The organism is Streptomyces sp. Q2 (genome assembly GCF_056820935.1).
The window spans coordinates 1-12962 of the sequence record NZ_JBXEJE010000050.1 but is presented as its reverse complement, the minus strand read 5'-3'; the positions used below and the strand labels follow the sequence as shown (position 1 = coordinate 12962).

Here is a 12962-nt window from a genome sequence, read left to right as displayed (position 1 = left end):
GGGCGCGCCCCCTGCCCCTCACCCGGCCACGTCGGTCAGCATCCGCCATCCCGGCGCGTAATTGCCGTGCAACACCAGTGAGGCGGCGCCGACCGCGCCCACCGTGTCGCCGATCAGGCTCTGTTCGACGGCGACCGCGCGGATCGTACGGGCCACGGAGGTGCGGTTGACGGCGGCCTCGATCTCCTCGCGCATGATCGGCTCGATGCCGCGCAGGGCCTCGCCGCCGAGCACGATGCGGCCGACGTCGAGCAGGCTGGCGGCGCCACGGGCCGCCTGGCCGATCCGGCGGGCGGCGCTGCGTACGACGTCGCGGGCGTCCGGGTCGCCGGCGCGGGCGGCGCGGCGCAGGGCCTTCCAGTCGTCGTGCACGGAGTCGGGTGTGCCGGTCAGGCCGATGCGGTCGGCGGCGGGCCGCCCGTGGCGGCGCAGCAGGTCGTCGATGATCGCGGGTGGGCTGCAGTAGGGGCCGAGGCAGTCTGTGGCGCCGCAGTGGCAGACGCGGTCCCCGGGTTCGACGGCCATGTGGCCGAACTCGCCGGCGTTACCGGAATCGCCGTGCAGCACGGTGTCGTTGAGGACGATGCCGGCCCCGATGCCGGTGCCCAGGTAGATGAAGAGGAAGCTGCCCGCCCGGTCGGCGCCGCCGATCCAGCGCTCGCCGATGGCGGCGGCGGTCGCGTCGTTGTCGAGGGCGACGGGCAGGCCGGTGGCCTCGACGAACATCTCCGTCAAAGGGACGCGCCCCCAGCCGGGAAAGTTCGGCGGGGACACCACGGCGCCGGAGGTGCCGTCGACCGGCCCGGGGGCGGCGACGCCCAGGCCGAGCAGGCGGGCGCGGTCCACGCCGCTCCGGTCGACGAGCCGCCCGGCCGCGCGGGCGACCCGGTCCACGACGTCTGCGGGGTCGCCGGGGTCGGTGAGGCGCAGCCGGCGGGTGCCGATCACGTCGCCGGCCAGGTCGACCACCACGATCACCGCGGCCTCGGGGTCGAGGTGGACGCCGACCGCGCAGGCGCCGTCGGCGCGCAGGGACAGCAGGGTGCGGCGTTTTCCGCCGCTGGAGGGTGCCTGGCCGGACTCCGCCACCAGGCCGGCGTCGAGCAGTTTGCGGACGACGTTCGAGACGGTCTGGTTGGTCAGGCCGGTGAGCACGGCGAGCTCGACCCGGCTCACCTGGCCTCTGGTACGGATGGCGTCCAGGACGACGGCCTGGTTGTAGCCGCCGACCCGCGGCAGATTCGTACCGCTGCGCGTCGTCACCTGTTGGTCACCTGAACCCCTCACATCAGCCCTTGTCCTGGAGGCCGGCCCTGTGTGGCCGCGGGTGCCCGCGCCCCCTCACCGCCGGCCCGGGATGGTCCCCCACGGGCGCCCCAGGGCGAAAGTTTACAGGGTGGAAGCATTGACTTAATCCATCAATTGGATTTAGCTGACGCCACCAAAATCGGCCACACAGGCCAGGCAGCGCAAGGTGGCGCCCAGCTTGGGGCGCCGTCCGGCCTGGCCTTCTTGGCCGGAACTCGCGGCTTCCCCTCAGGTTTCGCGTCCCGGAGGAACCACTGTGCGCTCAAGACTCATCACTGCCGCGGCCCTCACCGCCGCCACCTCTCTGGCCCTCACCGGCTGCGGTTCGGGCTCCTCAGGCAGCTCGGCCAAATCGATCAAGGTCGTCTACTGGCAGAACCTGGACAGCACGAACAAGCTCCAGGCCAACTACCTCGCCTCGATGGTGAAGGAATTCACCGCGGCCAACCCGGGCACCAAGGTCAACCTGGTGCCGGTGACCGCCTCCGAGAACGACTACTACACGAAGATCCAGCTCATGATGCGCTCCCCCGCGACCGCTCCCGACCTGGTCTATGAGGACACCGCGCTGATCAACTCCGACATCGCGGGCGGTTACCTCAAGCCCCTCGACACGTACACCGCGAAATGGGCCGACTGGTCGCAGTACGCCGCCGCCGCCAAGGGCGCGGTGAGCGGCGCCTCCGACGGCAAGGTCTACGGCGTCCCGATCGACACCGACACCCGGGGGATCTGGTACAACAAGCAGCTCTTCCAGAAGGCCGGGATCCCCGTGCCCTGGCAGCCGAAGACCTGGGCCGACGTCCTGAGTGCCGCGAGGTCGGTCAAGGACAAGCTCCCGGGTGTCACCCCGATGAACCTGTACACCGGCGCGGCGGGCGGCGAGGCGTCGTCCATGCAGGGCTTCGAGATGCTCCTGTACGGCACCCCGGCCGGCGACAAGTCCCTCTACGACGCCTCGCAGAAGAAGTGGGTCGTGGGCAGCAAGGGCTTCAAGGACGCGCTGGACTTCGTGCACACCGTCTACAGCCAAGGGCTCGGCCCGGCCAAGGAGCAGGCGCTCGGCGCCAACTTCGGCACCACCGTGGGCACGGAGCTGATCCCCGAGGGCAAGCTGGCGATCGACATCGACGGCTCCTGGATGCCCAACAACTGGAGCTCCTCCAGCGCCAAGCCGTGGCCCCAGTGGCAGTCCACGATGGGCACCGCGGCCATGCCCACCCAGAACGGCCAGGCGCCCGGCCGGACCAGCATGTCCGGCGGCTGGGCCTGGTCGGTCCCGGCGAAGGCCAAGAACCCCGATCTGGCCTGGAAGTTCCTGTCGACCTCCCTCGCGACGAAGACCAACAACGCGAAGTGGAACGCGCTCAACGCGAACATCGCGGTACGCACGGACGTCGCGGCCGACCCCTCGTACCTGAAGTCGGTGCCCACCAACGAGTTCTTCACCGAGCTGGTGGCCGACACGCACTACCGGCCCGGGCTGCCCGCCTACAACCAGGTCTCGACCGCGATCCAGAAGGCCATGGAGTCCGTGACCACCGGTCAGTCCTCGGTCGACAAGGCCGCCGAGACGTTCGACAACGATGTCAAGTCCGCGGTGGGTGACGACAAGACCGTCGAGGGAACCTCGTGACCGCGCTCGCCCCGGCGCCCCGCGGGACCGGCGGCCACCGCCGGTCCCGCGGGGCGCCCACCCCCGCCGTCCGCGCGCTGCTGCGCGGCCTGCCGACGCTGCCGGCCGTGTTCCTGCTGGCCGTCTTCCTGGGCGGTCCGATCCTGTACTGCGTCTACTACGCGTTCACCGACATGCAGCTCACCGGCGCCGCCGGTACCCGTTTCGTCGGGCTGGACAACTTCACCAGGGCGTTCGGGGACACCGACTTCGTCAACTCGGTCAAGCTGACCCTGGTGTTCGTCGTCGGCTCCGCGGTCGTCGGCCAGAACACGCTCGGGCTCGCGCTGGCCGTCCTGATGCAGAAGGCCACCAAGCCGGTGCGCTCGCTCGTCAACGGCGTGGTCATCGCCGCCTGGGTGCTGCCCGAGGTGGTCGCCGGCTACCTGATGTACGCGTTCTTCTACGACCAGGGTTCGCTCAACTCGCTCCTGGACGCCCTGCACCTGCCGCGGCAGAACTGGCTGTACACGATGCCGATCCTGGCGGTGTGTCTGGCGAACGTCTGGCGCGGCACCGCGTTCTCGATGATGGTCTTCACCGCCGCCATCAACGACGTGCCCCAGGAGCTGGAGGAGGCCGCCGAGATGGACGGCGCGGGCCCCTGGCAGCGGCTGTGGCGGGTCGTGCTGCCGGTGATCAGGCCGTCGGTCCTCACCAACCTGATGCTGATCACCCTGCAGACGCTCTCCGTCTTCGGGCTGATCTACACCATGACCCGCGGCGGCCCCGGCAACAAGAGCGAGACCCTGCCGATCTTCATGTACCAGCAGGCCTTCCAGAACAGCCTGATCGGCTACGGCACCGCCATCGCCCTGGTCCTGCTGGTGGTCGGCGCCCTGTTCTCCGTCGTGTACATCCGGCTCCTGAAACTGGAGGACGACTGATGGCCGCCGTCGCCACGCCGCCGCCCCTCACCTCCGCCGGGCGCACCGCCGCCGTGCCCGCCACGCGGCGACGCCGCCTGCGGCCCGGCCGCGTCGCGGTCAACGCCGTCCTGCTGGTGGTGTCGGTGCTCTACGTGCTGCCGCTGCTGTGGATGGTCCTCGCCTCGGTGAGCGACACCAACTCCTTCCGGCTGAAGCTGCCCTCGTCGCTCACCCTCGACAACTTCGACGCGGTCCTCAACGTCGACACCACCTACCGGCCGATGCTCAACAGCCTGCTCCTGTGCGGCTTCGGTACGGCGGTGACCGTGGTGGTGTCGGTGTTCGCCGCCTATCCGCTCTCGCGCTACCGCTCGCGGCTGCGGCGGCCCTTCCTGTACACCATCCTGTTCTCCACCGGGCTGCCCATCACCGCCGTGATGATCCCCGTCTACAGCATGTTCGTGCAGGTCGACCTGATCGACTCGGCGCCCGGCACCACCCTGTTCCTGGCCGCCTCCGCGCTGCCGTTCGGGATCTGGCTGATGAAGAACTTCATGGACGGCGTACCCGTCGTCCTGGAGGAGGCCGCCCGGATCGACGGCGCGAACACGATGCAGGTGCTGTGGCGGGTGGTGCTGCCGCTGATGCGTCCCGGTGTCGTCGTGGTCACCATCTTCACCTTCATCGGCATGTGGGGGAACTTCTTCGTCCCCTTCATCCTGCTGCTGTCCCCGGAGAAACTCCCCGCCTCCGTCAGCGTGTTCACCTTTCTCAGCGCCCACGACCAGACCCAGTACGGGCAGTTGTCCGCGTTCTCGCTGCTGTACTCGATGCCCGTCGTCCTGTTGTACCTGCTGCTGGCTCGCAAGCTCGGCGGAGGCTTCGCACTGGGCGGCGCGCTCAAGGGCTGACCCCACGCGCACGGCCGTACCCCCACCTGCCCCGCCACCACGGAGAAGACACCCCATGCACAACGACCGTGACGTCACCGAACAGCGGCTCGCCCGCGTCCTCAACGAGCGGCTGCGGCCCGCGGTCCACGCCCGGTCCGTCCCGCTCGACGTAGAGGTCTGGAACGTGCCCGGCGAACCGGTGCCGGTCCATGAGGGATTGAGCGCGCCCTACCGCCCGGCCCGCGTCGGCGACCGGTGGGGCCCCGCCTGGACCACGAGCTGGTTCAAGGTCAGCGGCCGGATCCCCGCGCAGTGGGCGGGCGCGACCGTCGAAGCCGTACTGGACCTCGGCTTCTCCCCCCACTCCCCCGGCTTCTCCGCCGAGGGACTGGTCTACCGGGCCGACGGCACCGCCGTGAAGGCGCTCAACCCGCGCAACACCTGGCTGCCGGTCGCCGAAGAAGCGGCCGGAGGCGAGGAGTTCGTGGCCTTCGTCGAGGCCGCCGCCAACCCGGTCGTCATGCACACCGGCCCCGACGAACTCACCTTCGGGCCCACCGCGGTCGGCGGCCGCGCACCCTGGCTCGGCGACCCGTCCCGCGACCCCGGCGAACCCCTGTACCGGCTGCGACGACTGGACCTCGCCGTCTTCGACCGGGACGTCCACGAGCTCGTCCAGGACCTGGACGTCCTGGGTCAGCTGATGCACGAGCTGTCCCCCGAGTCGCCGCGCCGCTGGCAGATCCTGCGGGCCGTCGCACAGGCCCTGGACGCCATCGACCTGCAGGACGTCAGCGGCGGCGCGACCGCGGCGCGAGCAGTCCTCGCCCCGGTACTGGCGGCTCCCGCGCACGCGAGCGCGCACCGGCTCTCGGCGGTGGGACACGCCCACATCGACACCGCCTGGCTGTGGCCGCTGCGCGAGACCGTCCGCAAGGTGGCCCGCACCGTCTCCAACGTCACCCAGCTCATGGATGACCATCCCGAGTTCACGTTCGTCATGTCCCAGGCGCAGCAGCTCGCGTGGCTGAAGGAGCACCGGCCCGAGGTGTACGCGCGGGCGCAGGAGAAGGCGAAGACCGGGCAGTTCCTGCCCACCGGCAGCCTGTGGGTGGAGCCCGACACCAACATCACGGGCGGTGAGGCCCTGGTGCGCCAGTTCGTCCACGGCAAGCGGTTCTACCTGGAGGAGTTCGGCGTCGAGACCGAGGAGATGTGGCTGCCGGACACCTTCGGCTACAACGCGGCGCTGCCGCAGCTGATGAAGCTGGCCGGGGTGCGCTGGTTCCTGACCCAGAAGATCTCCTGGAACACCACCAACAAGTTCCCGCACCACACCTTCTGGTGGGAGGGCATCGACGGCACCCGGATCTTCAGCCACTTCCCGCCCGTCGACACCTACAACAGCGACCTGTCCGGCGCCGAAGTCGCCCACAGCGTACGGAACTTCCAGGACAAGGCCGCCGTCAACCAGTCGCTGATCCCGTTCGGCTACGGCGACGGCGGCGGCGGCCCCACCCGCGAGATGCTCGCCCGCGCCTCCCGGCTCAGGAACCTGGAGGGCTCCGCCCGGGTCGAGATGGACAAGCCCGCCGACTTCTTCGAGCGCGCGCACGCGGAGTACGAGGAGAACGGCGGCGCCCCGGTCTGGTCCGGGGAGCTGTACCTGGAGTTCCACCGCGGCACCCTGACCAGCCAGCTCGCCACCAAGCAGGGCAACCGGCGTAGCGAACACCTGCTGCGCGAGGCGGAGTTGTGGGCGGCGACGGCGGCCGTGCGGCACGGGCTCCCCTACCCGTACGAGGCACTGGACCGGCTGTGGAAGACGGTTCTCCTGCACCAGTTCCACGACATCCTGCCCGGGACCTCGATCGCCTGGGTGCACCGGGAGGCCGAGGAGACCTATGCGGCCGTCGGCCGGGAGCTGACCGAGCTGATCGGCTCGGCCCAGCGTGCGCTCGCCGGTCCGCCCGGAGCAACGGTCGTCTTCAACGCCGCGCCACACGCCCGTGGCGGCGTCCCGGCGTTGGGCGCCGACCTGCGCGCCGAGCCGGCCGACACGCCCATGCCGCCGGTGGCGGACGGTGACGGGTTCGTCCTGGACAACGGTCTGGTCCGGGTGACGGTGGACGGCCGCGGCCTGATCACCTCCGCCTACGACATCGCCGCGGGCCGGGAGGCGCTGGCGCCCGGCGAGGTCGGCAACCTGCTCCAGCTCCATCAGGACTTCCCGAATCAGTGGGACGCGTGGGACGTCGACGTCTTCTACCGCAACACCGTCCGCGACCTCACCGAGGCCGACTCGGTCACTGCGACCAGTGACGGCATCCGTGTGGTCCGCGGTTTCGGCGATTCGAGGATCGAGCAGACCCTGACCCTGCCGGCCGGCTCCCGGCGGCTCGTGGTCGACACCGTCGTCGACTGGCACGAGCGGGAGAAGCTCCTCAAGGCGGCCTTCCCGCTGGACGTGCGGGCCACGCACTCGACCGCCGAGATCCCCTTCGGGCACGTGCAACGGCCCACCCACACCAACACCAGCTGGGACGCGGCCAAGTTCGAGGTCTGCGCCCACCGCTTCCTGCACGTCGGCGAACCCGACTGGGGCGCCGCGCTGGTCAACGACTCCTCCTACGGTCACGACGTCACCCGTGACGTCCGCGTTGACGGCGGTACGACCACCACGGTCCGGCTCTCCCTGCTGCGTGCCGCCCGTTTCCCCGACCCCGACGCCGACCAGGGCGCCCACCGGCTGGCCTACGCCCTGGTGATCGGCGCCGACATCACCGACGCCGTACGCGAGGGCTACCGCTTCAACCTGTCCGAGCGCGCCCTGCCGGGCAGCACGGCCGTCACTCCTCTGGTCTCCGTGGACCATGAAGGGGTGGTCGTCGAGGCCGTCAAGCTCGCCGACGACCGCACCGGCGACATCATCGTCCGTCTCTACGAGTCCCGCGGCACCCGCGCCCGCGCCACCCTCACCCCCGGGTTCCAGGTGGCCTCGGTCACCACGACCGATCTGCTCGAACGCCCCCTCGACGACCCGACGAGCCATCAACACACCGATGGAGGCGTGGGGTTGGCGTTGCGTCCTTTCCAGATCCTCACCTTGCGGCTGCGGCCCCTGCCGGTGGACTGACGGGACAGGAGCGACCCGGCTGCGGCCGACGCACCGATGACGAAGGAGAGCGGGCGGAGGAACGGGACAGGGGACACCGGGGACGGCCCGGGGTGCTCAGTGCGCGCTCTTCTGCCGTGCCGCACGGTCGAGTTCGCGGGTGAGCGCGTCGTCGCCCTCACCGAACAGCGACTTCTCGAGACTGTGGTCGTCGCGCCGTGAGATCCGCTCCCCCTGGGCGAAGCCGTCGGTGTCCAGGACCTCCCCGCACCACTCCCCACGGCCCACGACATGGTCGTCGAAGGGGACCACCGCGCCCTCGCCGAGGGCCACCCAGCGGTCGTCCTGCCAGCGCAGGGCGAGGATGTAGGTGTGGCCGGGGACCACGCGCGGGGCGTCTCCGACGAGTTCGTCGACGCGGGTGGTGCCGTCGGAGCGGAGGATCTTCCAGCCGGGGGCGATGTAGTCGAGGGTGGAGCCGACGGCGGGGTGCGCACGGGTGCGGGAGGTGAAGGGGACGGATTCCCGGGTCAGTTCGACGGTGCGCTCGAGCCGGTAGCGGTAGGCGCCGGCGGCCAGCTCCCGGCGGCCGCTCTCCCGTTCCCGCACGGCACGTCCCACGATCACGACGTCGGCGTGGCGGACCCAGTCCCGGGCCGTTTCGGACGGGTACGGGTTGGCGGGGAACCCGCAGCCGTTGACGGTGTCGAGGGCCGGCCAGCCCGTCAGGACACCGGCGACGAGGCCGACCGCGGCGAGAAACGCGACGACGGGGCGGCCCGGTGCGACGAGTAAGGGACGTCTGGGGCCGGTGAGGTCTCTGGACATCCGTTGATCTTGGTCCGGGGGTGATCGATCCGATGTGGTGGAGGCCACACCTCCGGCCACAGTCGTGTCACAGCCCGGAACACCTCGCGGAGCGGACAACCGAGGCGGCGTCCGTCACATCCGTCCCGCCGCGCGGCTGCGTCTCGGCGGCAGAACCGCAGTTCAGACACTCGAATGCCGTCAGGTCATGGATGACGTTGAGTCCAGGCATTGGACGCATGTATCCGTGATCTCGCAGGCTGGTCGGTGTCCCCAGTTCCCGACCGTTGAGGAGTAGTCATGGGCAGGCGGAGGAACGCCGTCGAAGGTCTGATCCGCACGACCGCCCGCGGACATGCCGTGCTGAACAATCCGCGTCTGAACCGGGGCACCGCCTTCACCCGGCAGGAGCGACAGGACCTGGGGCTGGAGGGTTTGGTGCCGCCGCAGGTGCTGACGCAGGACCAGCAGGCCGCCCGCGCCTACACGCAGTTCCGTTCCCAGCCCGACGACCTCGCCAAGAACGTCTATCTGACGGCGCTGCGCGACCGCAACGAGGTGCTGTTCCACCGGCTGCTCGCCGACCACCTCGCCGAGATGCTGCCGATCGTGTACACCCCGACCGTCGGCACCGCGATCGAGCGCTACAGCTACGAGTACCGCCGCCCGCGCGGCGTGTACCTGTCGGTGGACGCGCCCGAGGACATCGAGCGCTCGCTGCGCGCGTCCGGGCTGGGCGCCGGCGACGTCGACCTGATCGTGGCGACCGACGGCGAGGCGATCCTCGGCATCGGCGACTGGGGTGTGGGCGGAATCGACATCGCGGTGGGCAAGCTCGCCGTCTACACCGCCGCCGCGGGCGTGGACCCGGCCCGCACCCTGGCGGTGATGCTGGACGTCGGCACCAACCGGCAGGAACTGCTGGACGACCCGCTCTACCTGGGCAACCGGCACCCGCGCGCGGACCGCGAGAGCTACGACGCCTTCATCGACGCGTACGTCACCGCGGCCACCGAGCTGTTCCCCGACGCCCTTCTGCACTGGGAGGACTTCGGGCCGGCCAACGCCCGTCGCATCCTGGACCGGTACCAGGAGAAGGTCTTCACCTTCAACGACGACATCCAGGGCACCGGCGCGGTCAACCTGGCCGCCGTACTCTCCGGTGTGCGCGCCGGCGGTGTCCCGCTGCGCGAGAACCGCATCGTGCTCTTCGGCGCCGGCACCGCCGGCATCGGCATCGCCGACCAGCTCCGCGACGCGCTGATCGCCGACGGGCTGACGCCACAGGAAGCAACCGGTCGCATCTGGGCCGTCGACCGCCACGGCCTGCTCACCGAGGGCCAGCGGGATCTTCGCGACTTCCAGACGCGCTACGTCCGCCGCGGCACCGAGGTCGCCGACTGGCGGCGCGACGACACCGTCGGCGGCATCCCGCTGTCCGAGGTCGTCGACCGCGTGCGCCCCACCGTCCTCATCGGGGCCTCGGGGCAGGGCGGCGCCTTCACCGAGGACATCGTCCGCGCCATGGCCGCGCACACCGACCGCCCGATCATCCTGCCCCTGTCCAACCCCACGCGGCTGGCCGAGGCCGTCCCCGCCGACCTTCTTCACTGGACCGCCGGCCGGGCCCTGATCGCCACCGGCAGCCCCTTCGAGCCGGTCGAGGTCGACGGCGTCACCCACCACATCGGGCAGGCCAACAACGCGCTGGTCTTTCCCGGCCTGGGGCTGGGCGCCGTGGTCGCCCGGGCCGAACGCATCACCGACGGCATGCTCGTCGCCGCGGCGCGCGCCGTCGCGGACCAGACCGACGCCGCCGCGCCGGGTGCGCCGGTGCTGCCTCTGATCGACCGGCTGCGCGACACCTCCACCGCCGTGGCCGTGGCCGTGGCCCGCGCCGCCTCCGAGGACGGCGTCGCCCGGGAGAGCGTCGACGACACCGTCGAGGAGCGCGTCCGCGCCGCCATGTGGCAGCCGGTGTACCCGCCGATCGAGGCCGTCTGACGGCCGCCTGCCGCGGATCGGTCCACCTCCGCGGCGATCAACAACCGTAAGGACTCGGCTCTCTGACCTGTCGTCACCGGCCCTGTGGCCGAGCCCCCTTTCCAAAGGATTGACGCAGTCATGTCTTTCGCCGAGATCTTCACCGTCGTGGTGCCGGTCTTCCTCATCATCGCGGTCGGCTACGGCACCGGGCGCCGCGCGCTCTTCGACGCCGGCGGAGCACAGGCGCTGCGCGAGCTGACCATGCAACTCGCGCTGCCCGCAGCCCTGTTGCTCAGTATCTGGAAGACGCCACGGCACGTGCTGGTCGAGCAACTGCCCCTGGTGGGCCTGCTCGCGTTCGGGCTGCTCGGTGTGTACGCCGTTCTGCTCGGCGTCCTGCGCCTCGCGGCCCGCCGTCCGCTCCGGCGGGCGGCCCTGTTCGCCCTGGCGTGCGTCCAGCCGCAGTACGCCTTCATGGGTACGTCCATCCTCGGGGGTCTGTTCGGCAGTGCGGAGGCCGCCGTGCCGATCGCCGTCGCGGGCATCCTCGTCAACGTCGTCCTCGACCCGGTCGTCCTGATCCTGCTCGGCATGCCGGAACACCCGGCGCGTGGGACGGCCGCCGTCACGGCGGACTCCGCCTCCGCGCTCCGGCAGCCGGCCCTGGTGACGGTCGGCGGCGGCGCGCCCGCGGAAGCCGCCGCGCCGGTCGCCTCCGGGAGCGGGGCGGACGAGCACCGGCCCTCCGTGCTGCGCACCGTCGGACACGCGCTGCGCGAGCCGTTCTGCTGGGGTCCGGTCCTGGGACTGATCCTGTCGGTGAGCGGGGTCGGCCTGCCGGAGGTCGCCGACGCCTCGCTGACCCTGCTCGCCGGGGCCTCGTCGGCCGCCGCGCTGCTGTACGTCGGTGTCTCCGTGTCCCGCATCGGCCGCCCGAAGCTGAGCCCGGTGGTGTGGGCGATCTCCCTCACCAGCGTCGTCGTCCTGCCGCTGCTCGTCTACGGTGTCGGTCTGACCGTGGCCTCCGCGGCCGACGCCGCCCAGGCCGCGCTGATCGTCGCCTTCCCCGTCTCCCCCGTCCCTCTTATGTTCGCCGCCCGTCATGGCTCGAAGGCCGACATCCAGGCCATCGGCTCCGCCGTCGTACTGAGCCTGCTCCTCTCCTTCGTCACCCTCCCGCTCCTCATCGAGCTGGTCGGCTGACTCGCCCCCGGGGCACCTGGGAACGAAGCAGGCCCCGCGAGTGAAGGCAGCCCCCACCCACGCGACAGTCCGCCCCCGCGACCGAAAGGACAAGGCCGCATGACGCCGGCAGCAAACGCGCGACCGCACCGTCCGTCCCGTACGCCCCGTCTGCGGTGGTCGCGTTCCCTCACCGGCGTCGCGCCCGTACCCCTGCCGCTCGCCGCGGCCGCGCGGGGCGCCGTCGCCCTCGCGCTGCCGCTGCTCGTCGGGCTGCGTACGGGGTGGGTGGTGCCGTCGGTGATCGCGGCGATCGGCGCCCTGTGGGGCGTGAGCCAGGACGGTTCCGATCCCTACCGGGTGCGGGTGCGGCGGCTGGGCTGGACCGGCGTGTCCAGCGCGCTCGGCCTGCTCGCCGGTGAACTCGCCCTGCGCAGCGGGGAACTGGTGGCCGTGGCGGGATGCCTGGTGGCTGCCGCGCTCGTGGCGGGCAGCGTCGGCCTGCGGGGGCGGATCCCGTCCGTGTCGGGCATGCACCTGCTGCTCGGCGTCACGGTCGGCAGTGGCATTCCCGTGCCGGGGCCGTGGTGGCAGCCGCCGCTGGCCCTGCTCGCCGGTGTCGCCCTGGTCCTCGTGCTGTCCGCGGCCCCGTGGCTGTGGCGCCGGCACCACGCCGAGCGGGCCGCCGTGCTCGCCGTGTACCGGAGCGCGGGCGAGGCGCTGGCCGCGGCCGGCACCCACGACGCCGAGGAGGCCCGTCGCAGGATGACGCTGGCCCTCAACCACGCCCACGAGGTGATGGCCGCCCATCTCGCCCCGCGGGCCCGGCAGCGACAGCAGGCGGAGGTCCGGGAGCTGGTCCGGGCGTTCCACAGTGCCGTACAGCTGGGCGAGGCGGTGACGGCGCTGATGTGGGAGGCGCGTCCGCTCCCGCCCGCCGTGACCGGCGTACCGCTGCACCTGGCCGACCGCCTGCTGCCGGGCCGCGAGTCGGCTCCGGCCGCGGCCGTCCCGTCGGCCGAGCAGGCGGTGTCCGCACGCGACGGCGACTCGCCGGGCAGGCGTGCCCTGGCCGAGGTGTGCGCGGCCGTGGGCGGCGAAGCCGGCGCCGCCGATCCGGCGCTGCG

General features: G+C 71.4%; 8 protein-coding genes and 1 pseudogene. 7 read left to right on the top strand and 2 right to left on the bottom strand.

Features of this window, described 5'->3' with window-relative positions; genetic code table 11:
- Window positions 1–18: 18 nt before the first annotated feature.
- Entirely contained in the window at window positions 19–1263 is a 1245-nt protein-coding gene (locus ACWBNA_RS39905) for an ROK family transcriptional regulator (protein ID WP_482709452.1), read from the bottom strand.
- A gap of 301 nt (window positions 1264–1564) precedes the next feature.
- On the opposite strand from ACWBNA_RS39905, the gene ACWBNA_RS39900 reads away from it, so the two are divergent.
- From ACWBNA_RS39900 to ACWBNA_RS39885, 4 genes are read left to right on the top strand one after another with little or no spacing between them, the layout of a single operon-like run.
- Window positions 1565–2944, top strand: coding sequence for an extracellular solute-binding protein (locus ACWBNA_RS39900; protein ID WP_482709451.1), 1380 nt, complete (start codon window positions 1565–1567; stop codon window positions 2942–2944).
- Complete coding sequence (locus ACWBNA_RS39895) at window positions 2941–3870, top strand: carbohydrate ABC transporter permease (protein WP_482709450.1); 930 nt, start codon at window positions 2941–2943, stop codon at window positions 3868–3870. Before ACWBNA_RS39900 ends, ACWBNA_RS39895 begins: the two co-directional genes overlap by 4 nt.
- The gene (locus tag ACWBNA_RS39890; RefSeq protein ID WP_482709449.1) at window positions 3870–4763 is read left to right on the top strand and encodes a carbohydrate ABC transporter permease; all 894 of its coding nucleotides are present in this window, start codon (window positions 3870–3872) and stop codon (window positions 4761–4763) included. Before ACWBNA_RS39895 ends, ACWBNA_RS39890 begins: the two co-directional genes overlap by 1 nt.
- 55 nt (window positions 4764–4818) lie before the next feature.
- Window positions 4819–7881: an alpha-mannosidase gene (locus tag ACWBNA_RS39885; RefSeq protein ID WP_482709448.1), complete on the top strand. Its 3063-nt coding sequence runs from the start codon at window positions 4819–4821 to the stop codon at window positions 7879–7881.
- Window positions 7882–7977: 96 nt separating this feature from the next.
- Here the strand turns inward: ACWBNA_RS39885 and ACWBNA_RS39880 are convergent, their stop codons facing one another.
- Window positions 7978–8688 (bottom strand): hypothetical protein, encoded by a 711-nt coding sequence (locus ACWBNA_RS39880; protein WP_482709447.1) that lies wholly within the window; start codon window positions 8686–8688, stop codon window positions 7978–7980.
- Window positions 8689–8967: 279 nt separating this feature from the next.
- On the opposite strand from ACWBNA_RS39880, the gene ACWBNA_RS39875 reads away from it, so the two are divergent.
- The 3 genes and pseudogenes from ACWBNA_RS39875 to ACWBNA_RS39865 form a co-directional block, all read left to right on the top strand.
- Window positions 8968–10671: an NAD-dependent malic enzyme gene (locus ACWBNA_RS39875; RefSeq protein ID WP_482709446.1), complete on the top strand. Its 1704-nt coding sequence runs from the start codon at window positions 8968–8970 to the stop codon at window positions 10669–10671.
- A gap of 120 nt (window positions 10672–10791) precedes the next feature.
- A complete protein-coding gene (locus ACWBNA_RS39870; protein ID WP_482709445.1) occupies window positions 10792–11856 on the top strand; it encodes an AEC family transporter in 1065 nt (354 codons plus the stop codon).
- Window positions 11857–11955: 99 nt separating this feature from the next.
- A pseudogene (locus ACWBNA_RS39865) lies at window positions 11956–12962 on the top strand (FUSC family protein); the annotation flags it as partial.